Raw genomic sequence first — 19,544 nt, 5'->3', positions numbered from 1 at the left:
CATGAGTTCTCTGCGTGAAGGGCCCACCACCGTGGTGCGCCGTGAAGACTACGCACCACCCGCCTACTGGATCGACACGGTCGAACTCACCTTCGACCTCGACCCGGCCAAGACGCGCGTGCTCAACCGCATGACGCTGCGCCGCAACGCCGCCGTGGCCGCGCAGCCGCTGCGCCTGGACGGCGAAGAGCTGAACCTGGCGCGCGTGCTGGTCAACGGCGCGGGCTGCTCTTTCAAGATGGACGCGGGCCAGCTCGTGCTGGACAACCTGCCCGAGGGCAACGAGCCCTTCACGCTCGAGATCTTCACCACCTGCGCACCCGAGAAGAACAGCCAGCTCATGGGCCTCTACGTGAGCCAGGGCACCTTCTTCACGCAGTGCGAGGCCGAGGGCTTTCGCCGCATCACCTACTTCCTCGACCGGCCCGACGTGATGGCCAGCTACACCGTGACGCTGCGCGCCGACAAGGCGCGCTACCCGGTGCTGCTGTCCAACGGCAACCTGGTGGAGGAAGGCCCCCTCCCCGATGGCCGCCACTTCGCGAAGTGGGTCGACCCGCACCGCAAGCCCAGCTACCTGTTCGCGCTGGTCGCGGGCAACCTGGTGGCGCGCGAGCAGCGCATCGTCTCGCGCAGCGGCAAGGAACACCTGCTGCAGGTCTTCGTGCGCCGCGGCGACATGGACAAGACCGAACACGCCATGCAGTCGCTGATCGCCAGCGTGGCCTGGGACGAGGCCCGCTTCGGCCTGCCGCTCGACCTCGAACGCTTCATGATCGTCGCCACCAGCGACTTCAACATGGGCGCGATGGAGAACAAGGGCCTGAACATCTTCAACACGAAGTACGTTCTGGCCAACAGCGCCACCGCCACCGACACCGACTTCGCCAACATCGAGTCGGTGGTGGGCCACGAGTACTTCCACAACTGGACCGGCAACCGCGTGACCTGCCGCGACTGGTTCCAGCTCTCGCTGAAAGAAGGCCTCACCGTCTTTCGCGACCAGGAGTTCAGCATGGACCTGTGCGCCGAGCCCTCGGCGCGCGCGGTCAAGCGCATCGAAGACGTGCGCGTGCTGCGCACCGCGCAGTTCCCCGAGGACGCGGGCCCCATGGCGCACCCCGTGCGCCCCGACAGCTACGTCGAGATCAACAACTTCTACACCGTCACGGTCTACGAAAAGGGCGCCGAGGTCGTGCGCATGATGCAGACCCTGGTGGGCCGCGAGGGCTTTGCGCGCGGCATGAAGCTCTACTTCGAGCGCCACGACGGCCAGGCCGTGACCTGCGACGACTTCGCCCAGGCCATCGCCGACGCCAACCCCGACAGCGCGCTGGCGCGCCAGCTCGAGGTGTTCAAGCGCTGGTACAGCCAGGCCGGCACGCCGCGCGTGCGCGCCGAAGGCCGCTACGACGCCGAGGCCCGCCGCTACACGCTCACGCTGAGCCAGCACTGCGCGCCCACGCCGGGCCAGGCCGTGAAGCAGCCCTTCCTGATCCCGGTGGCGCTGGGTCTGCTCGATGCACAGGGCTGCGAACTGCCGCTGCCCGAAGCGCAACGCCTGGTGGTGCTGGCCGACGCGAGCGCCACCGTGGTGTTCGACGACATCGACAGCGAACCCGTGCCCTCGCTGCTGCGCGGCTTCTCGGCGCCCGTGGTGCTCGAGTACGCCGACAGCGACGCCCAGCTGCTCACCCTGCTCGCGCACGACAGCGACCCCTTCAACCGCTGGGAAGCCGGCCAGCGCCTGGCGCTGCGCCGCGCGCTCGCCGCGGTGCGCGCCGACGGCCCGGTGGCGCAGCCGCTCGACGCGGCCTTCATCGACGCCATGCGCGCCGTGCTGCGCCACGACACGCTCGACGCCGCCTTCAAGGAGCTCACGCTCACGCTGCCCAGCGAGACCTACATCTCGGAGCAGCTCGAGGTGGTCGACCCGCAGCGCGTGCACGCGGTGCGCGAGGCCATGCGCGAGCAGCTCGCGCAGGCCCTGCACGCCGATTGGGCCTGGGCCTACGAGCAGCACAGGGACAACGGCGCCTACCGCCCCGACCCGCTGAGCGCGGGCCGCCGCGCCCTGGCCGGCATGGCCCTGACCATGCTGTGCCTGGACGCGCGCCAGAGCGGCGACGCCGTGTGGCCGGGCAAGGCCTACCAGCGCTTCAAGGACGCCGGCAACATGACCGACCGCTTCAACGCGCTGTCGGCCCTGGTGGTGAGCGGCCACGCGCTGGCCCGCGAGGCGCTGCCGCGCTTTCACGCCATGTTCCGCGACGAGGCCCTGGTGCTCGACAAGTGGTTCGCGCTGCAGGCCGGCGCGCCCGACCGCGGCGGCAACATCCTGCCCGCGGTGCGCCAGCTCATGGCCCACCCCGACTTCCAGCTGCGCAACCCCAACCGCGCGCGCAGCGTGATCTTCAGCTACTGCAACGCCAACCCGGGCGCCTTCCACCGCGCCGACGCGGCGGGCTATGTGTTCTGGAGCGACCGCGTGCTCGAGATCGACCGCTTCAACCCGCAGGTGGCCGCGCGCCTGGCGCGCGCGCTCGACCGCTGGAAGAAGCTCGCCGAGCCCTACCGCAGCGCCGCGCGCGAAGCCATCGCGCGCGTGGCCGCCCAGGCCGAGCTGAGCAACGACGTGCGCGAGGTCGTGACCCGCGCCCTCTCGGAAGATTGAACCCCACCCCCAGCGCCATGAGCCAACGCATCTCCCTCACCCGCTACCTCGTCGAGAAACAACGCGTCGACGGCCACATCCCCTCGCAGCTGCGGCTGCTGATCGAAGTCGTCGCGCGCTCGTGCAAGAGCATCAGCCACGCGGTCAACAAGGGCGCGCTCGGCGGCGTGCTCGGCTCGGCCGACAGCGAGAACGTGCAGGGCGAGGTGCAGAAGAAGCTCGACATCATCGCCAACGAGGTGCTGATCGAGGCCAACGAGTGGGGCGGCCACCTCGCGGCCATGGCCAGCGAGGAGATGGACAGCATCTACCTGGTGCCCAACCGCTACCCGCAAGGCGAGTACCTGCTGCTGTTCGACCCGCTCGACGGCTCGTCGAACATCGACGTCAACGTGAGCATCGGCACCATCTTCAGCGTGCTCAAGAAGCCCGAAGGCAGCGGCGCGGGCGTGAGCGAGGCCGACTTCCTGCAGCCCGGCAGCAAGCAGGTGGCCGCGGGCTATTGCGTGTACGGCCCGCAGACCACGCTGGTGCTCACCGTGGGCGACGGCGTGGCCATGTTCACGCTCGACCGCGAGCAGGGCTCGTTCGTGCTCACGCAGGAAGACGTGAAGATCCCCGCCGACACCAAGGAATTCGCGATCAACATGAGCAACATGCGCCACTGGGACACGCCGGTGAAGCGCTACATCGACGAATGCCTGCAGGGCAAGGAAGGCCCGCGCGGCAAAGACTTCAACATGCGCTGGATCGCCAGCATGGTGGCCGACGTGCACCGCATCCTCACGCGCGGCGGCGTGTTCATGTACCCCTGGGACAAGCGCGAGCCCGAGAAGCCGGGCAAGCTGCGCCTGATGTACGAGGCCAACCCCATGGCCTGGTTGGTGGAGCAGGCCGGCGGCGCCGCCACCAACGGCCGCGAACGCATCCTCGACGTCAACCCGACCAAGCTGCACGAGCGCGTGAGCGTGATCCTGGGCAGCAAGAACGAGGTTGACCGCATCACCGCCTACCACCGCGCGGGCTGACACCCCTGCGGGGCTGGCTATAATGCCGAGCTTCGCCGGTGTAGCTCAGTTGGTAGAGCAGCTCATTCGTAATGAGAAGGTCGGGGGTTCGACTCCTCTCTCCGGCACCAAGTCAAAAGAAAAGCCCGCCATGGATACCCTGGCGGGCTTTTTGTTGGGCGGTAGGCCCGGGGCGTGCGCCGTGGCGCGGATTCCCTGGTCAATGGCTCAACGCGTGGCTCCCGTTCCATTCGATCGGCCGGCATTGTTTTGATCCAGCCAGGACTGCCCCGCGTAAGTCACCTTCATCGTGCAGCGCCAATGGTCCTTTGAACTGCTGCCCAAACGGCTGCCGTGCTGCGTGCAGACCGGCTCTTCCTGCCGGACCACCCGCCATTCGGGGGCATGGCCCATGAACACGCCTTCCAATTGCTGGCGCTGTTCATGCAAGGATTGAAGCGCCTGTTGCCGGCTCTCATGGCCAATGCCTTCGGATGCGTAAGCCTTGGTGTCTTGAAACGGATAGGTCTTGCGAACGGGTGTGCTTTGGTCGACAGATGGCCTGGAGGCTGGGTCGGACGAACCGGTAGAGGGCTGGGTTTTCGCAGCGGCGACCGTGGCCGGGTTGCCGGTCATTGCCGGCCCGGCCAATGCCCCCGCCGAGCGAGCGGCGGACGGGGACTCCAGCGATCCCGCTTGCCGGGCGGCGATGTAGGCACCGGTGACCCCGACCGCGACAGCGCCCAGGTCCTTGAGCATTTGCGCATTCTTTTGCCGCTCTTCCCGCAGCCATTGCTCGCTGTAGGCCTTCTGCTCGCTGGAGACCTTTCCCCAATGTTCGGCAATGGCCAGCACCGACTGCCTGCTCGATTCCCCTTCGGCCGTCTTGCCCCCCCGTTGGATCAGCTGGTCCGCACGGCCCTGCAGAAAAGCGACCTTGGGTGAATTCCGTTCGGCCATGGCATATCCCATGGCACGCGCCACCATGTTCAATGGCTTTCCACTGGACCGGTCGTTTCGGCAATCGAGGTTGACGTCCGCGCCGTTGCCCAGCAACCAGTCGGTGGCCGCCACCGCCATGGGCGTGTCATAGACGATCAACACGCACAAAGGCAGGGTGGTCGCTTGCTGGCCAATGCTCAGGTACTCATTGGGCCGGACCTTTCCGTCGAGCACCGATTGCGCCAATGGCGCCGGGTTGCCGAGATTGGCTTCGGAGGCCGGCGTTGCGCACCCCCACAAGCCCGACATGGTGACGCCGCCCAAGGCGAATTTGACGAACTTTTGCATGGCTGAGGGAGGGCTGGTGAAGACCGTTTGCGCGGTGTGCAGCGGGCTTCGGGTTGATCCGACGGGTCATTATCAGCGGGCCCGGACGCCGGACGGGATTGCCGGCACACCACGCTGGTGCGTTGGTGCACAACTTTGTGACACGTGGCGGAATGCCCCCACACCTCATCGGTGCATCGTTGTAAATGGGGTTAACCCGGAGAAATGTAATCGGACGGTTATTTTCGGCCGCTGGAATACGCCCGTCGTCCCGCACGGTGCGGGAGGCACGGACCCCCACAGAGGGGACCGACGACCCCTACGGAGCACATTCCATGAAAAAGAGCCTGATCGCTCTGGCCGCCCTGGCCACCCTCAGCGGCGCCGCCCTGGCGCAATCCAGCGTCACCATCTACGGCCGTCTTGACGCGTCCGTCGGCTCCAACAAGGCCGGCGCCCCGGGCGTGGCCAAGAGCGTCTCGCAACTCGAAAGCGGCCTGCTGAGCACCAGCCGCCTGGGCTTCCGCGGCACCGAAGACCTCGGCGGCGGCATGAAAGCCATCTTCCAGCTCGAAGGCGAACTCAAGGTCGACGACGGCACCGCCGCCGGCTTCAGCTTCAACCGCATGTCCATCGTGGGCCTGCAGGCGGGCTTCGGCACCATCAAGCTCGGCCGTCACGACACCTCGTTCGACGACATCCGCGACATCAGCGTGAGCAGCAACCTGTGGGACTCCGAGTTCTCGCCCACCAAGGTCGCCTACGTGAACAGCGTCGGTGGCGTGGCCGTGGCCCACGTGGCCGACTACTCGTCGCGCGCCAGCAACCAGATCCGCTACGAGTCGCCCTCGTTCGGCGGCTTCACCGCCGGTGTGAGCTACGGCTTCGACGAGCAGGCCGCCCCCGTCAAGCGTGACGTGACCGCCCTCAACGTGCGCTACCGCGCCGGTGGCCTGGACGCCGGTATCGGCTACCAGGAGCAGGACAACGAAGTGGCCGCGTCCAAGCGCGAGTACACCACCATCGCCGGCGCCTACAACTTCGGCATGTTCCGCGTCTCGGGCGGCTACAACAAGGCCGAGCAGGGCACGCTGGAATCCACCGGCTACACCATCGGCGCCAACATGCCCGTGGACGCCTGGGACTTCTCGGTGGGCTACGCCACGAACAAGTCCGAACTGGCCGGCGTGACCTCTGCCAAGTCGTCGGGCTTCTCGGCCGGCGCCACCTACAGCCTGTCCAAGCGCACCCGCGTGTACGCCGCCTTCCTGAACGGCAAGGCCGAAAACGCCGCCGGCACCAAGATCGCCGACCGCAAGCTGTACGCCGTGGGCGTGCGTCACGACTTCTGATCGTGACCCGGGGGCCGCAGCCGCGGCCCCCGCTTCTCTCTCCAAGGTTTTTGACAGCCACTGCCCGCGAGGGCAGTGGCTTTTTTCATGCCGCGATGCCGGGGTTGCCCGCCATGCCCACGATGCGCGGTGCGTTGACCTTCACGCCCTTGATCACCTTGCGGCTGCGCAGGTGCGTGGCCACCACGTCCCACACGGGCTCGCCCTTCACGCCTTCCTGCACCGAGGCCCAGCCGGCCACCTTGTAGGTCTTGTCCGCTTCCACGGGCTTGCCCTTGAGCGTCATGTTCTGGATGCGGCTGCCCATGCGCTCGTTGGGCGCGATGGTGTACTGCATGCCGCCCACGCGCACCATGTCGCCGCCCTGCTGGTAGTAGGGGTCGGGGTTGAAGATGTTGTCGGCCACGTCTTCGAGGATTTCCTTGATCTGCGCGCCGGTGAAGGTGTTGAGCGTGGTCGACGGGTAGGTGATGGCGGTCTGGTCCATCAGGTGTTCCATCGTGATCGTGTCGCCCGGCAGCAGCGAGGTGCCCCAGCGCACGCCCGGCGAGAACGACAGGTCGGCGCCCTTGACCTCGATCAGCGCGTCGCAGATGAGCTGGTCCCACGAGCCGTTGAAGTTGCCGCGGCGGTACAGCGTGTCCTGCGTGACCGCGAGCTTCTCGCCAAGCTTGTCCTTGTACGGCGCGCGCACGGCGTCGATGTGGGCCTGCATGCCGGCGTCGGCCTGGAGCAGGTTGGCGAAGATGGGCAGCAGCTTGTAGCGGTAGCCCTGCACCTTGCCCTCGCGCACATCGAAGTCGAGCACGCCGAGGAACTTGGTGTTGGAGCCGGCGTTGGTCACCAGGGTCTGGCCGCCGGCGTTCTTCACCACCGTGGGCTGGGGCATGCCGTCGTGCGTGTGGCCGCCCAGGATGGCGTCGATGCCGCGCACGCGCGAGGCGAGCTTGAGGTCCACGTCCATGCCGTTGTGCGAGAGCAGCACCACCACCTGCGCGCCCTTGCCGCGCACCTCGTCGACCATCTTCTGCAGGTGGTCCTCCTGGATGCCGAAGGTCCAGTCGGGCACCATGTAGCGCGGGTTGGCGATGGGCGTGTACGGAAAGGCCTGGCCGATCACGGCCACCGGCACCCCGTTCATCTCGCGCAGCGTGTAAGGCTTGAAGACCAGGTCTTCGAAGTCGGTGGTCTTGACGTTGTGCGCCAGGAATTCGATGCGGCCCTTGAAGTCTTTCTCGACGATCTCCTGCACGCGCTGGGCACCGAAGGTGAATTCCCAGTGCGGGGTCATGATGTCCACGCCCAGTTTCTTGCAGGCGTCGACCATGTCCTGGGCGTTGGTCCAGAGCGCGGTGGCCGAGCCCTGCCAGGTGTCGCCGCCGTCGAGCAGCCAGGCGTGCGGCCGTTGCGCGCGCAACTGTTTCACCAGCGTGGCCAGGTGCGCGAAGCCGCCCACCTTGCCGTAGGTGCGCGCGGCCTGCGCGAAGTCGAGGTAGCTGAAGGCGTGGGCCTCGCGCGTGCCGGGGCGGATGTTGAAGTGCTTGAGCAGCGCCTCGCCCACCAGGTGCGGCGCCTTGCCCACGGCCTCGGCCACGCCCAGGTTCACGCTGGGTTCGCGAAAGTGCACCGGCGTGAGCTGCGCGTGGCAATCGGTGAAGTGCAGGAAGCTCACGTTGCCGTAGCGCGGCACGTCATAGAAACGCTCGGCGGCGGCTGGCGTGGCCGCCAGCGCGTCGCGGTGATCGAGCGCCATGCCGGCGGCGCTGGCCGCAGCCAGCATCTGCAGGAAGTCGCGACGTCCCAAGGTCATCGGGAAACCTCCGCGCAGCGCGCTGCGGTGCGAGCGCCTTCGGGCGGCCGGGCGGCGCTCATTTGTTCACCGGCGAGTTCGGGTCGAGCAGCAGCGCCATCACGTGCTTGAGCTGCTGCTCGGTGAGGATGCCCTTGTGGCCGGCGCGCGGCATTTGCGAGCATGCGTTGTAGGCGCGCGCGTTGTACAGCTTGCCCCAGGTGTATTCCACGATGGGCTTGGACGCGGCGCTGGCCGGGTCGGTCACGCCACGCAGCTTGCCGTAGTTGTAGAGGCTCGGGCCCAGCGTGCCGAACGAGATCTCTTCCTTGCTGATCTGGTGGCAGTTGTAGCAGTTGCCCCCGTTGGGCTGGTTGGCGGCATCGGTCCAGGTGAGGCCGCGGCCGCTCTGGGCGATGGCCTCGCCCTGCTTCCAGTCGCCCAGGAACTTGCCGTCGGAAGGCCACCGGATGGTCTTCATGTTGGCCTCTTCGACGGCCTTGGCGAGCTTCTCGTCGAGCGGCTTGCCGCTGATGTCGGCCTGCACGCAGGCCGCGTTGGCCTGGTCCTGGTCGAGGCGGTCGAGCGTGGCGATGCCGCGCGCCTGGAACGAGCTCTTGAGGATGTCGGCCGTGGCCTTGTCGATGTCGGCGGGCGAAGGCCCCATCGAGCAGGCGGCGAGCAGCACGGGCAGCGCGAGGGCGGCGAGGGTGTGATGGCGTTTCATGGCGGGCCTCCGGTCAGCGCTTGATGGCGGGCACGATGGACTCGGCGCCCTTGGCGTTGACGCCCATGTAGGTGCTCAGCGCGAGCGTGGCGTCGCTGCCGAACTTGGGCTCGGGCCAGCGCATCTGGCGGAAGCAGTCGTTCAGGCGCAGCTGCATGCCCCACATCTGCGAGTTCGACACGCGGTACGCGGGCCAGGCCGCAAAGCCGATGCCGTCGCCGGGGTTCTTGGTGAGGTTGGGCAGGTCTTGCAGGCGGATGCGCTTGTCGTCGCTGCCGTGGCACGAGGCGCACGAGAAATCGTGCGTGCCGCCGCGCGTGAAGAACAGGCGCTTGCCGGTCTCGTACATGAGCTTTTCCTGCGGATGCGATTGCGGCAGGTTGAACTTCATGCCCTTGGAGGCCGTGGCCACGTAGGTGGCCAGCGCGGTCACGTTGGCCATCTCGCCGCGTCCGAAGGCGGTCTTGCGGATGTCTTCGCCCTTGAAGCCCTGCAGCGTTTCCATGCAGGTGATGAGCCGGCCCTCGAGGTCCTCGATGCGGTTGCTGTCCTTGAAAAAGCGCGGCAACTCCACGAAGGCGCCCTTGATCACCCCCGGGCCCTTGCCCAGGTCGCACTGTTCGAGCGACACGTTCTTCGGCCCGCGCTTCTGTTTCCAGAGCTCCTCGCCCTTCATCTCGAACAGCTCGGCGGGGTTGCCGTCTTGCAGCATCTCGCGGTACTTGGCGATGCCTTCCGCGGTGGACGCTTGCGCCTGCGCAGCGCCGGCGGCCAGCACGCCGGCCGCCAGCAGCGCCACCCGAAGAACGGGGTGCTTCATGGGAGTCTCCTCTTGTTGTCAGGCCGCGCGCGGGCGGCGGAAATCAGGCGATGGTCGCTTCGTCGGTGCGCGAGTCGCCCTTGTTGTCGCTCCACTTCACGACCACCTTGTCGCCTTTGGCGCCGCCCTTGAACTTGAAGGATAGGAAAGGGTTCTGCGCCACGGCGCCGGTGAACTGGGCGGACAGCACGGTCTTGCCGTTGTGGGTGGCGTCGACGTTGGTGATGAAGTGACCGGGGATGAGGTTGCCGGCCGCGTCGCGGCGGGTGCCGGGTTCCATGACGTGCGACATGAGCACGCGAACGGTGGTTTCGCCGTCGGCAACGGCGGCGCGGATGCGCATCGGATCAGCCATGTGGGACTCCTGTGTTCGTGGGTTCGTGGGGGGACGGTGGCCGCTCAGCCGCCGCAGCCGCCCAGGGTGACCTTGGTTTCCTTGGTCGCCGAGTAGAGCTTGCCGTCGGCCTTGACCACCGCGATCACGTTGGAGCTCTGGCCCATCTTGAGGCGCGTGGAGACCTCGGGCGCGGTGCCGGCGGGGATGGTGAACGCGGCCGCGAGCGGCATGGGGTTCTTCTCGACGATCAGGAAGATCTCGGTGGTGTTGGGCAGCTTGCTGGCCGCCCCGATGGGCACCATGGCACCGTTCTCGGCGATGTCGGGCGCGACCACGCTGACCTGGTCGCTGTTGGCGGGGGTGCCGCCGACGGCCTTGAGGGCATCGGCCAGGCTCTTGCCTTCGAAGGCGGAACGCTCGAGCGCGGCGTGCGCCTGGCTCTGGGTGACGATGCCCATGCTCACGAGGGTGGCAAGGGCACCGGTGGTCTTGAGCGCGTCTCGGCGGGTGTGGTTCATGGGGAACTCCTCTGCGAAGCGGATGCGGGAAAGGGGGTGAGTTTACGGACGGCGGCGCAGGCGCACCGGCGGGGCGGCCCATGACGCCAGGGCGCACAAGACCAACTTCATGCTCATAGACTAATGTCTCCTCGGGTAGGGCAGCAGGGGGAAAACGCGGAGGCGTTCAGCGCGGACCGGTGGCGATCCAGCGCGCGATGGCCTGGGCATCGCCTTCCTTGAGCTGGGGCTGGGGCGGCATGGGCACGGCGCCGAACACGCCGCTGCCGCCGTTGCGGATCTTCTGCGTGAGGTAGCTCTCGAGGTCGGCGCGGCCCTTGTGGCGGGCCAGGATCTCGGTGAAGCCCGGGCCCACGATCTTGTTGCTCACGCCGTGGCAGGCGGTGCAGGCATTGGCCGCGAGCAGCGCCTTCACGTCGACACCGCCCGCGGCGGGCGCCGGCGCGGCGGCGGTCACCACGGCCGCGGGCTGCGGTGCGCTGCCCACCGGCGCCTTCACGGGCGGCTTGGTGGTGTCGGCGCCGCGCACCGGGCCCACCACGCGGTTTTGCTCGAGGATGTTGCCGTGCGCGTCGCGCGCAAAGTCGGGCAGCGAGGAGCGCACCTGGGCCTCGGTCGGGCAGTCCTTCATGCAGGCCACGTTCTGCACATCGCCCTTGCCATTGGCCTTCCACAAAGGCTCGTGGAAGGCCATGCCATTGCGGTTGGGCATGCGCTTTTGCACCTCGGCGATGTTCTGGTCGGACAGCGTGAAGTCGGCCGGCACGATGTCGCCCAAGTTCAGGATGTAGGCGAGCACGCCGTACACCTCGTCGGTCTTGAGCGTCTTGGGAGCGTTCCAGGGCATGGCGCGGTTGATGTAGTCCCACAGCGTGGAAACCGTGGCCACCTTCATGAGCGTGGTGCGCTGCGGGAAGTTGCTGCCCAGCACCAGGTTCTTCACGCGGCCGGTCTCGATGTCGGCCTTCGTGGTGCCGCCCACGATGGGTGTGAACACCTCGTTGGACTCGCCGAAGCTGCCGTGGCACGAGGCGCACTGCGCCTCCCACACCTTCTCGCCCAGCGCCACGCTGCCCGAGCCCTTGGGCAGGCCCTTGAAGTCGGGCCGCACGTCGATGTCCCAGGCCTTGATCTCGGCCGGCGTGGCCTCGCGGCCGATGTGGTCCCAGGGCTTGCTCTGCGCGAAGGCGCTGCCGGCCGCGAGCACCAGGGCGGCGAAGATGAATCTGCGCGTCATGGGGCGGACCTCAATACACCTGAACGTTGAACACTTCGCCGCTCTCGGCCACGCGCCACGACTGGATGGCGTTCTGGTGGTAGATCGAGCGCGTGCCGCGCACCGCGCGCAGCTGGTTGATCTTGGGTTGCACGTAGCCCGTGCTGTCGATGGCCCGGCTTTGCAGGATCGCGGGCTTGCCGTCCCAGACCCAGTCGATGTTGAAGCGCGCCAGCGCCTTGTCGAGCACCGGGCCCTCGAGCCGCGCGGTGCGCCAGTTGCGCCCGCCGTCGACGCTCACGTCCACGCGCTGGATGCGGCCGCGGCCCGACCACGCCAGGCCGCTCACGTTGTAGAAGCCCTTGTCGAGCAGCATCTGCCCGCCCGAGGGTGTGGTGATCACGCTCTTGCACTCCTGGATGCCGGTGTACTGGCGGTGCGTGCCGTCGGGCATGAGGTCGATGTAGTGCACGGCCTCGTCCTTGGTGGCCCATTTCTGGTCGCCCACCTCGATGCGGCGCAGGTACTTCACCCAGCTCACGCCCTGCACGCCCGGCACCACCAGGCGCAGCGGGTAGCCGTTCTCGGGGCGCAGCATCTCGCCGTTCATGCCCCAGGCCACGATGCAATCGTCCATGGCGCGTTCGATGTCTATCGTGCGCGTCATGGACGAACCGTCCGCGCCCTCGGCCAGCACGAACTTCGCGGTCTTGCGGTCGATGCCGCACATGTCGAGCAGCGTGGACAGCAGCACGCCGGTGAACTCCGAGCAGCTCACCATGCCGTGCGTGTACTGCACCGTGGGCAGGGCCACGTTGCCCCACTCGGGCGCCGAGTTCGCGCCGCATTCGATGAAGTGGATGCGCGACACGCTGGGCAGGCGCATCAGTTCGTCCATGGTGAACACGCGCGAGCGCTTGACCAGGCCGTGCACCATCAGGCGGTGCTTGCTCGGGTCGATGTCCCACCAGCCCTGGTGGTGGCGCTCGAAGTGCAGGCCGCTGGGCGTGATGATGCCGAACAGGCCCTGCAGCGGCGTGAAGCTCACCGACGCCTGCGGCACGCGCGTGAGGCCCGGGCTCTGGCGGCGCTGCAGGTTGGCTTCCCACTGGCTCGGCAGGCCGTAGGGCCGCTCGGCCACGGGCCGGCCCAGGCCGCGCGTGTGCTCGGGCAGTTCGAGAATGGCCGGGTCGCCCTCGGCCGCGCGGGCCCGCGTGGCCTGGCCGGCCACGATCGCGCCCGCGCCCATGGCCAGTGCCTTGCCCATGAAGCTGCGCCGCGCCTTGCGCGCCTGCTCCATCTGTTCGGCGCCGAGGTGGTTCTCCGGCGCGGGCCGCACCCGGCCGATGGGGTGATCGAAAACGTTCGACACGGTCGTGTTCCCTGTGATGCTTGGATCCGAGCGTGCAAATCTATCGTTATGTGCTGATATTCGGATTGGTAAAAACCCTTCACCCGGCGACCGCACTTCCGTTTTCCAATGCAGAGGCCGGCCGGCACGGCGCCCGGCGCTGCTACAGTTTTGGATGCACCTTCCCCCACCCCGCAATCGGAGACAACCATGCGAAACACGAGGAGATGGCTGGCCGCCGCGGCGCTGCTGGCGAGCGCGTTCGGCGCGCAAGCCCAGGTCGATCAGGTCAAGGTCTGGGCCGCCGCCTGCGCCAACTGCCACGGCACCAACGGCCGTGCCGAACCCGGCATGATCGGTCTCGCCGGCCGCGACAAGAACGAACTGCAGCAGCAGTTGCTGGCCTTCAAGAACGGCCAGCGGCCCGCGACCATCATGCACCAGCTCTCCAAGGGGTATTCCGACGAGCAGCTCGCCCAGATCGCCGCCTACTTCGCGGCCCAGAAGAAGTGAGGAGCCCCAGCATGCAACGCCGTCAATTCGTACAGACGCTGGGCGCGGGCTCCGCGGTCGCGGGCCTGGGCCTGCTCACGGGCTGCGCCTCGATCGGGGGCAACCGGCCCCAGGTGGTGGTGGTGGGCGGTGGCTACGGTGGCGCCACCGCAGCCAAGTACGTGCGCCTTTTCTCCGACAACGGCATCGACGTGACCCTGGTCGAGCCCAACGCCAACTTCGTGTCCTGCCCGCTGAGCAACCTGGTGGTGGGCGGCCACAAGTCCCTGGCCGACATCACCGTGCCTTACGACAACCTGGCCAGGCGCCACGGCGTGAAGGTGGTGCGCGACATGGTCGAGAGCATCGACGCCGAGAAGCGCACGGTGAAGCTCGCCAGCGGCGCCACCCTGCCCTACGACCGGCTGATCCTGTCGCCCGGCATCGACTTCATGTGGAACACCCTACCCGGCATGAACAAGGCGGGCGCGCAGGACAAGGTGCTGCACGCCTGGAAGGCCGGCCCGCAGACCGCAGCGCTGCACGAGCAGCTCAAGGCCCTGCCCGACGGCGGCACCTACGCGCTGGCCATCCCGCTCGCGCCCTACCGCTGCCCCCCCGGCCCTTACGAGCGGGCCTGCATGGTGGCGAGCTACTTCAAGGTCGCCAAGCCGAAAAGCAAGGTGATCATCTTCGACGCCAACGACGACATCACCTCGAAGAAAGGCCTGTTCCTCAAGGCCTGGAGCGATCACTACAAGGGCCTGATCGAGTACCGCCCCAAGCACAAGCTGGTCGACGTGGACGCCGCCACCAACACCCTGAAGTTCGAGTTCAACGACGACTTCAAGGCCGGCGTGGCCAACGTGCTGCCCGACATGCGCGCCGGCGCCATCGCGGTCAAGAGCGGTCTGGCCACGGCCAACGCGCGCTGGTGCGAGGTCGACTTCCTGACCTTCGAATCGAAGGCGGCGAAAAACATCCACGTGCTCGGCGACGCGATCCAGATCGCGCCGGCCATGCCCAAGTCGGGCCACATGGCGAACCAGCACGGCAAGACCTGCGCGGCCGCGGTGGTGTCGCTGCTGCAGGGCAAGGAGCCGCCGCAGCAGCCGCTGTACGCGAACACCTGCTACAGCTTCGTCACCGCCAAAGAGGTGGTGCACGTGGCCAGCGTGCACCGCTACGACGCGGCCCAGAAGACCATGGTCACGGTGCCGGGCTCGGGCGGTCTGTCGAGCGCGGCCAGCGAGCTCGAAGGCGCCTACGCCCTGGGCTGGGCGAACAACATCTGGGCCGACATGCTGGCCTGACGCGCGCGCCGCGCGGCTCAGTGCGCGTGAACCGAACGAAGATGCCCGTGGGCCTTGGTGCCCACGGGCGTTTTTTCTTGCGCCGCGGCCGACAGGCCGTGCAGGATGCCGCAGCGGTCGGCCGAACGCGCGTCGGTGCAGCGCTGGCGCAGCGCCTTGAGCTGGCGCTCGAGCGCGCGCAACTCGCGGATGCGCGTGCTCACGTGGCCGATGTGCGCGTCGAGCAGCGCGTTCACGTCGCCGCAATCGCTCTCGGGCGCATCGCGAAAGCGCAGCAGTTCGCGCACCTCGTCGAGCGACATGTCCAGCCCGCGGCAATGGCGGATGAACTGCAACCGCTCGAGGTGCGACGCCTCGTAGACGCGGAAGTTGCCCTCGCTGCGCGCGGGCGTGGGCATCAGCCCCTGGCGCTCGTAGTAGCGGATGGTCTCGACGGGTGTGGACGAGGCCTTGGCAAGGTCACCGATCTTCATGGGCGGCTCCGGGCAATGACGGCCCGCAGTGTAGGGGCTTGACCCTGTAGCTGCTTCAGGGATTGCAATACCCGCAACCCCTGGAACGCCTTCATGCACGACCCGCACCACACCCACGCCGCCCACCACGATCACGCTCATGGCCACACCCCCGCAGCCTGCTGCAGCGCACCGGCCTGTGGCGCGACCGCGGCGCCCAGCGCCGCGCGCGCGCCCGCGCCCGGCGAGCTGCTGCTGCGCATTCCCGCCATGGACTGCCCGACCGAAGAGGCCCAGGTGCGCCGCGCGCTCGAAGACCTGGCCGGCATCGGCCGCCTGAGCTTCGACCTGCCCGCGCGCACCCTGGGCATCCAAGCGCCGCCCGCGCTCTGGCCGCGCGCTGTCGAAGCCATCGAGGCCAGCGGCCTGCGCACCGAAACGCTGGCCGCGCCGCCCAGCGCCGAGGCCACCGCGCGCACGCAACGGCGCGAACTGGGCCGCCTGGTCGCGGCGCTGGCGGTCGCGCTGGCGGCCGAGCTCATGCACTTCTTCGGCCCCGAAACCGCCCACTGGCGGCTCGCGGGCATGGGTGCGGCGGCGCTGGCGATCGCGCTCGCGGGCACCGGCGTGTTCCGCAAGGGCGCCGCGGCGCTGCGCCACGGCCTGCTCAACATCAACGCGCTCATGACGGTGGCCGTGACCGGCGCTTTCCTGATCGGGCAATGGCCCGAGGCCGCGATGGTGATGGCGCTGTACGCGCTGGCCGAGCTGATCGAGGCGCGCTCGGTCGAGCGCGCGCGCAACGCCATCGCGGGGCTGCTCGCGCTCTCGCCGCCGCAGGCCGAGGTGCAGCAGGCCGATGGCACCTGGGCCTTGCGCGACGCGAAGGCGGTGCCAGTGGGCGCGCGCGTGCGCGTGAAGCCCGGCGAGCGCTTCGCGCTCGATGGCCGCGTGCGCGAGGGCCAGAGCGCGGCCGACCAATCACCCGTGACCGGCGAAAGCCTGCCGGTGGACAAAGGCCCGGGCGACGAGGTGTTTGCGGGCACCATCAACCAGCACGGCGAACTGGTGTTCGAGGTCACGCGCCCCGCGGGCGACACCGTGCTCGCGCGCACCATCCACGCGATCGAGCAGGCCCAGGGCCAGCGCGCGCCCATGCAGCGCTTCGTCGACCGCTTCGCGGCCGTCTACACGCCCGCGGTGTTCGTGCTCGCGCTCGCGGTGGCACTGGGTGCGCCGCTGCTGTTGGGCTGGGCCTGGACGGACGCCGTTTACAAGGCGCTGGTGCTGCTGGTCATCGCCTGCCCTTGCGCGCTGGTGATCTCCACGCCCGTCACCGTGGTCAGCGGCCTGGCGGCCGGGGCGCGCCGCGGCATCCTCATCAAGGGCGGTGTGTACCTGGAGCAAGCGCGTCGCCTGAAGGCCGTGGCGCTGGACAAGACCGGCACGCTCACCGAAGGCCGGCCACGCCTGGTGGCGCAGGCGGTGCTCACGGCCACCCCCTCGGCCGATGCCGTGCTGCGCATCGCCGCCAGCCTGGCGGCGCGCTCGGACCACCCGGTGTCGCAGGCCATTGCCAAGGGGCTGGCGCTGCCCGCGCTGCCGGTGAGCGGCTTCGCCGCCGAGGCGGGCCGCGGCGTGTCCGGGCAGGTGGACGGCGGCGTGTTCGTGCTCGGCAACCACCGCTGGATCGAGGAGCGCCGCCAGTGCTCGCCCGCGCTCGAGGCGCAGATGCGCGAACACGAGCAACAGGGCCGCACCGTCACGCTGCTGGCCGGCCCTTCGGGCGTGCTCGCGCTGTTCGCCGTGGCCGACACCGCCAAGGCCACGAGCCGCGAGGCCGTGTCCGCGCTGCAGGCCCTGGGCGTGAAGACGGTGATGCTCACGGGCGACAACGCGGCCACGGCCCGGCACATCGCGCAGCAGGTGGGCATCACCGAGGTGCGTGCGCCCCTGCTGCCGCACGACAAGCTCGCGGCCATCGAGGCCCTGCGCGCCGAAGGGCCGGTGGGCATGGTGGGCGACGGCATCAACGACGGCCCGGCGCTCAGCGCCGCCACCATCGGCTTCGGCATGGGCGGTGCGGGCAGCGACACCGCGATGGAAGCGGCCGACGTGCTCATCATGAACGACGACCTGCGCAAGCTGCCCGAGACCATCCGCCTTTCGCGCCGCACACACGCGGTGCTGTGGCAGAACATCGCGCTGGCCCTGGGCATCAAGGCGGTGTTCCTGGTGCTCGCGCTGGCCGACGGCGCGAGCATGTGGATGGCGGTGTTCGCCGACATGGGCGCGAGCCTGCTCGTGGTGTTCAACGGCCTGCGCCTGCTGCGCGCGGCGCGGCCCGGCGCTCAGTACTCGTAGACCGCGGCGCTGGCCCCGCGGGTGCCGATCAGCGTGTCGAACCCCTGCGAGTCCATCAGCACCGAGGTGCCGAAAAAGGCGTTGACCCGCGGTACCGGGGCTTTCAGGCGGGACTGCAGCGCCCAGCTGGTCTGGGCCGGCAGGCGCCGGAAGCGGTAGGCCGCGCCCGACTCCTTCACCACGCTCGAGCGGTCGCTCTTGAGTTCGTCGGGGCGCTGCAGGCCGGCCATGCCGCTGTCGTCTTCGATCGCGCCCACCATCAGCACGCTCGACGCCCGCTTGTACTGCGTGGCCGGTTGCTCGGCCAGGGCCAGGCTGCTGCCGAAGCGGGTGAACGCGCCCAGCTGCTCGGCGGGCAATTGCAGTGTCTGCTGCAGGGCCCACGCCCCCGTGGCGCTGTCGGCCGCGAACACGCGCGCGGCGCCCGCCTTCAGCGTGCCATCGGGGCTGTTCCATTCGGGATCGCCCACCGCGAGCGTCGCGGCGTCGGCCGACAGGGCCAGGGCCGAGCCGAAGCGCAGGCCGGGCGCGGTGGAGCTCGTCCACGCCGGCAAGGCCAGGTCCTGCTGGAATGACCAGGTCGACGACGCCTGGCGAAACACCTGCACCGCACCCGCGAAGCTGCCGTTCCACGAGGCCCCGGGCGAACCCACGGCCAGCACCGTTCCGCCCGGGTCCAGCGCCAGGCCCTGGCCGAAGTGGGCCTGCGCCGTGGCCGTGGTGTTGGATGCCGCGGGCCCTTGCGGCGTGGGCTTGATGAAACTGTGGAAAAACCACGAGGTGCCGGTGCGGGTGTTCACGTACACGGCGCCCGTGTCCTGGGCGAGCGGGTCTCTGGACGCGTCGTAGGCAGCGTCGGTCGCGGGCGTGGTGGCGAACGCGTACACCCCGCGCGCAAGGCCGTCTTCGAAGGGCGCGCCCACCGCGAGCACGCTGCCGTCGCCGTTCAGGGCGACCGCGCCGCCGTATTCCATGTGCGCGCGCGCATTGACCGCCTTGAGCTTGCCCTGCGGCGCCCACGCGGCCGTGCCGGTGTTGAACTGGAAGACGTAGACCGCCCCCGAATCGATGCCGCCGCCGACCTCGGTGGCGAACTGGGTGCCGAACACCGGCGTCTTCTGTTCGTCGTCGCCGGGGGCGCCCACGGCCAGCCATTTGCCGTCCGCCGACAGCGAGACGCTGCGGCCGAAGCCGTCGCCGGCCTTCAGGCCCAGGTTGTCGCCCAGCGTCTGGTATTCGGTCCAGCGGCCGCCCGCGCTCGGTCGGCGAAAGAGCTTGACCACACCCTGTTCGCTGCCCCAGCCCGGCGCGCCCACGGCCAGCACGCTGTACGACGACCCCGCCATGACCAGGTTCTCGGCCATGGCCAGCGTCTGGCCGAACTGCGCGGTGTCGGTCATGCCCGCGGCCGTGACCTCACCGACCGCTTCGGGCAGGCCCCCCGCACCCGCGAGCGTGGGGTCGGGCGGGCAGTTGCCCAGGCACAGCGATTGTTTGCCGACGTAGGTGAGGTCGAACACGTCGGGCAAGCTGAGGAAGCGGACCGAGTCGCACGACTGCGGGCCGGGTGGGGCTGCGCACAGGGTGCCCCCGAAGCCGTCTTCGCGGAAAGCCATGATCGAGTGAGGCACCGTGTTGTCGGCCCCGGTCCACGAAAACCGCAGCTGCCGGTCGGGCAGCCCCGCCGCGGAGAACGCCCACGATGGTGCCGGTGCCGGTGCCGGTGCCGGTGCCGGTGCCGGTGCAGGCGCAGGCGCAGGCGCAGGCGCAGGCGCAGGCGCAGGCGCAGGCGCAGGCGCGGGTGCAGGTGCAGGTGCAGGTGCAGGTGCAGGTGCAGGTGCAGGTGCAGGTGCAGGTGCAGGT

The 19,544-nt window shown here is 68.8% G+C and carries 16 protein-coding genes and 1 tRNA gene; 7 read left to right on the top strand and 10 right to left on the bottom strand.

Features of this window, described 5'->3' with window-relative positions:
* The first annotated feature begins 1 nt into the window (after window position 1).
* From pepN to WDZ95_RS20145, 3 genes are all read left to right on the top strand, one after another.
* Window positions 2-2,674, top strand: coding sequence for an aminopeptidase N (gene pepN / locus WDZ95_RS20155; protein WP_425781125.1), 2,673 nt, complete (start codon window positions 2-4; stop codon window positions 2,672-2,674).
* A gap of 17 nt (window positions 2,675-2,691) precedes the next feature.
* Window positions 2,692-3,702: a class 1 fructose-bisphosphatase gene (locus tag WDZ95_RS20150; protein ID WP_425781123.1), complete on the top strand. Its 1,011-nt coding sequence runs from the start codon at window positions 2,692-2,694 to the stop codon at window positions 3,700-3,702.
* A 34-nt stretch (window positions 3,703-3,736) separates the two neighbouring features.
* Window positions 3,737-3,812: transfer RNA gene (locus WDZ95_RS20145), tRNA-Thr, on the top strand.
* Window positions 3,813-3,909: 97 nt separating this feature from the next.
* Here WDZ95_RS20145 and WDZ95_RS20140 read toward each other — a convergent pair.
* Window positions 3,910-4,971: a hypothetical protein gene (locus tag WDZ95_RS20140; RefSeq protein ID WP_425781121.1), complete on the bottom strand. Its 1,062-nt coding sequence runs from the start codon at window positions 4,969-4,971 to the stop codon at window positions 3,910-3,912.
* A gap of 314 nt (window positions 4,972-5,285) precedes the next feature.
* Between WDZ95_RS20140 and WDZ95_RS20135 the strand changes: the two genes are divergently transcribed.
* Complete coding sequence (locus tag WDZ95_RS20135; RefSeq protein WP_166223547.1) at window positions 5,286-6,302, top strand: porin; 1,017 nt, start codon at window positions 5,286-5,288, stop codon at window positions 6,300-6,302.
* 85 nt (window positions 6,303-6,387) lie between these two features.
* Here WDZ95_RS20135 and soxB read toward each other — a convergent pair whose 3' ends face one another.
* From soxB to soxC, 7 genes are all read right to left on the bottom strand, one after another.
* The gene (gene soxB / locus WDZ95_RS20130) at window positions 6,388-8,112 is read right to left on the bottom strand and encodes a thiosulfohydrolase SoxB (RefSeq protein WP_425781119.1); all 1,725 of its coding nucleotides are present in this window, start codon (window positions 8,110-8,112) and stop codon (window positions 6,388-6,390) included.
* Between the two features lie 58 nt (window positions 8,113-8,170).
* On the bottom strand, window positions 8,171-8,818 hold the full coding sequence (gene soxX, locus WDZ95_RS20125) for a sulfur oxidation c-type cytochrome SoxX (protein WP_166223542.1): 648 nt from the start codon (window positions 8,816-8,818) through the stop codon (window positions 8,171-8,173).
* 13 nt (window positions 8,819-8,831) lie between these two features.
* Entirely contained in the window at window positions 8,832-9,638 is an 807-nt protein-coding gene (gene soxA, locus WDZ95_RS20120; protein WP_425781116.1) for a sulfur oxidation c-type cytochrome SoxA, read from the bottom strand.
* A gap of 43 nt (window positions 9,639-9,681) precedes the next feature.
* Window positions 9,682-9,993 (bottom strand): thiosulfate oxidation carrier complex protein SoxZ, encoded by a 312-nt coding sequence (gene soxZ, locus WDZ95_RS20115; protein ID WP_166223536.1) that lies wholly within the window; start codon window positions 9,991-9,993, stop codon window positions 9,682-9,684.
* 44 nt (window positions 9,994-10,037) lie between these two features.
* Window positions 10,038-10,493, bottom strand: a complete 456-nt coding sequence (gene soxY, locus WDZ95_RS20110) for a thiosulfate oxidation carrier protein SoxY (protein ID WP_425781114.1) — start codon at window positions 10,491-10,493, stop codon at window positions 10,038-10,040.
* A 166-nt stretch (window positions 10,494-10,659) separates the two neighbouring features.
* On the bottom strand, window positions 10,660-11,730 hold the full coding sequence (locus tag WDZ95_RS20105) for a c-type cytochrome (protein WP_425781112.1): 1,071 nt from the start codon (window positions 11,728-11,730) through the stop codon (window positions 10,660-10,662).
* A 10-nt stretch (window positions 11,731-11,740) separates the two neighbouring features.
* A complete protein-coding gene (gene soxC, locus WDZ95_RS20100) occupies window positions 11,741-13,009 on the bottom strand; it encodes a sulfite dehydrogenase (protein WP_425781412.1) in 1,269 nt (422 codons plus the stop codon).
* 261 nt (window positions 13,010-13,270) lie between these two features.
* On the opposite strand from soxC, the gene WDZ95_RS20095 reads away from it, so the two are divergent.
* Window positions 13,271-13,573 (top strand): c-type cytochrome, encoded by a 303-nt coding sequence (locus WDZ95_RS20095; RefSeq protein ID WP_425781110.1) that lies wholly within the window; start codon window positions 13,271-13,273, stop codon window positions 13,571-13,573.
* Between the two features lie 11 nt (window positions 13,574-13,584).
* Window positions 13,585-14,865: an FCSD flavin-binding domain-containing protein gene (locus tag WDZ95_RS20090; RefSeq protein WP_425781108.1), complete on the top strand. Its 1,281-nt coding sequence runs from the start codon at window positions 13,585-13,587 to the stop codon at window positions 14,863-14,865.
* Window positions 14,866-14,882: 17 nt separating this feature from the next.
* Here the strand turns inward: WDZ95_RS20090 and cadR are convergent, their stop codons facing one another.
* Window positions 14,883-15,338 (bottom strand): Cd(II)/Pb(II)-responsive transcriptional regulator, encoded by a 456-nt coding sequence (gene cadR / locus WDZ95_RS20085; protein WP_425781106.1) that lies wholly within the window; start codon window positions 15,336-15,338, stop codon window positions 14,883-14,885.
* 93 nt (window positions 15,339-15,431) lie between these two features.
* Between cadR and WDZ95_RS20080 the strand changes: the two genes are divergently transcribed.
* On the top strand, window positions 15,432-17,681 hold the full coding sequence (locus WDZ95_RS20080; protein ID WP_425781104.1) for a heavy metal translocating P-type ATPase: 2,250 nt from the start codon (window positions 15,432-15,434) through the stop codon (window positions 17,679-17,681).
* On the opposite strand, the gene WDZ95_RS20075 is transcribed toward WDZ95_RS20080, so the two are convergent.
* Window positions 17,669-19,297 carry a hypothetical protein gene (locus WDZ95_RS20075; RefSeq protein WP_425781102.1) on the bottom strand — a complete coding sequence of 543 codons (1,629 nt, stop codon included), beginning with the start codon at window positions 19,295-19,297 and terminating at the stop codon, window positions 17,669-17,671. The two genes, WDZ95_RS20080 and WDZ95_RS20075, sit on opposite strands and share 13 nt — an antisense overlap.
* Between the last annotated feature and the right edge of the window lie 247 nt (window positions 19,298-19,544).

The sequence above is a fragment of the Hydrogenophaga sp. T2 genome (genome assembly GCF_049843535.1).
Classification (GTDB): Bacteria; Pseudomonadota; Gammaproteobacteria; order Burkholderiales; family Burkholderiaceae_C; genus Hydrogenophaga; species Hydrogenophaga crocea.
This window is presented reverse-complemented; position numbering and strand designations above follow the sequence as displayed.

Coding starts and splice junctions, on each gene's coding strand:
- pepN (WP_425781125.1), top strand. CDS start 2: ATGAGTTCTCTGCGTGAAGGGCCCACCACCGTGGTGCGCCGTGAAGAC.
- WDZ95_RS20150 (WP_425781123.1), top strand. CDS start 2,692: ATGAGCCAACGCATCTCCCTCACCCGCTACCTCGTCGAGAAACAACGC.
- WDZ95_RS20140 (WP_425781121.1), bottom strand. CDS start 4,971: ATGCAAAAGTTCGTCAAATTCGCCTTGGGCGGCGTCACCATGTCGGGC.
- WDZ95_RS20135 (WP_166223547.1), top strand. CDS start 5,286: ATGAAAAAGAGCCTGATCGCTCTGGCCGCCCTGGCCACCCTCAGCGGC.
- soxB (WP_425781119.1), bottom strand. CDS start 8,112: ATGACCTTGGGACGTCGCGACTTCCTGCAGATGCTGGCTGCGGCCAGC.
- soxX (WP_166223542.1), bottom strand. CDS start 8,818: ATGAAACGCCATCACACCCTCGCCGCCCTCGCGCTGCCCGTGCTGCTC.
- soxA (WP_425781116.1), bottom strand. CDS start 9,638: ATGAAGCACCCCGTTCTTCGGGTGGCGCTGCTGGCGGCCGGCGTGCTG.
- soxZ (WP_166223536.1), bottom strand. CDS start 9,993: ATGGCTGATCCGATGCGCATCCGCGCCGCCGTTGCCGACGGCGAAACC.
- soxY (WP_425781114.1), bottom strand. CDS start 10,493: ATGAACCACACCCGCCGAGACGCGCTCAAGACCACCGGTGCCCTTGCC.
- WDZ95_RS20105 (WP_425781112.1), bottom strand. CDS start 11,730: ATGACGCGCAGATTCATCTTCGCCGCCCTGGTGCTCGCGGCCGGCAGC.
- soxC (WP_425781412.1), bottom strand. CDS start 13,009: ATGGAGCAGGCGCGCAAGGCGCGGCGCAGCTTCATGGGCAAGGCACTG.
- WDZ95_RS20095 (WP_425781110.1), top strand. CDS start 13,271: ATGCGAAACACGAGGAGATGGCTGGCCGCCGCGGCGCTGCTGGCGAGC.
- WDZ95_RS20090 (WP_425781108.1), top strand. CDS start 13,585: ATGCAACGCCGTCAATTCGTACAGACGCTGGGCGCGGGCTCCGCGGTC.
- cadR (WP_425781106.1), bottom strand. CDS start 15,338: ATGAAGATCGGTGACCTTGCCAAGGCCTCGTCCACACCCGTCGAGACC.
- WDZ95_RS20080 (WP_425781104.1), top strand. CDS start 15,432: ATGCACGACCCGCACCACACCCACGCCGCCCACCACGATCACGCTCAT.
- WDZ95_RS20075 (WP_425781102.1), bottom strand. CDS start 19,297: ATGGCTTTCCGCGAAGACGGCTTCGGGGGCACCCTGTGCGCAGCCCCA.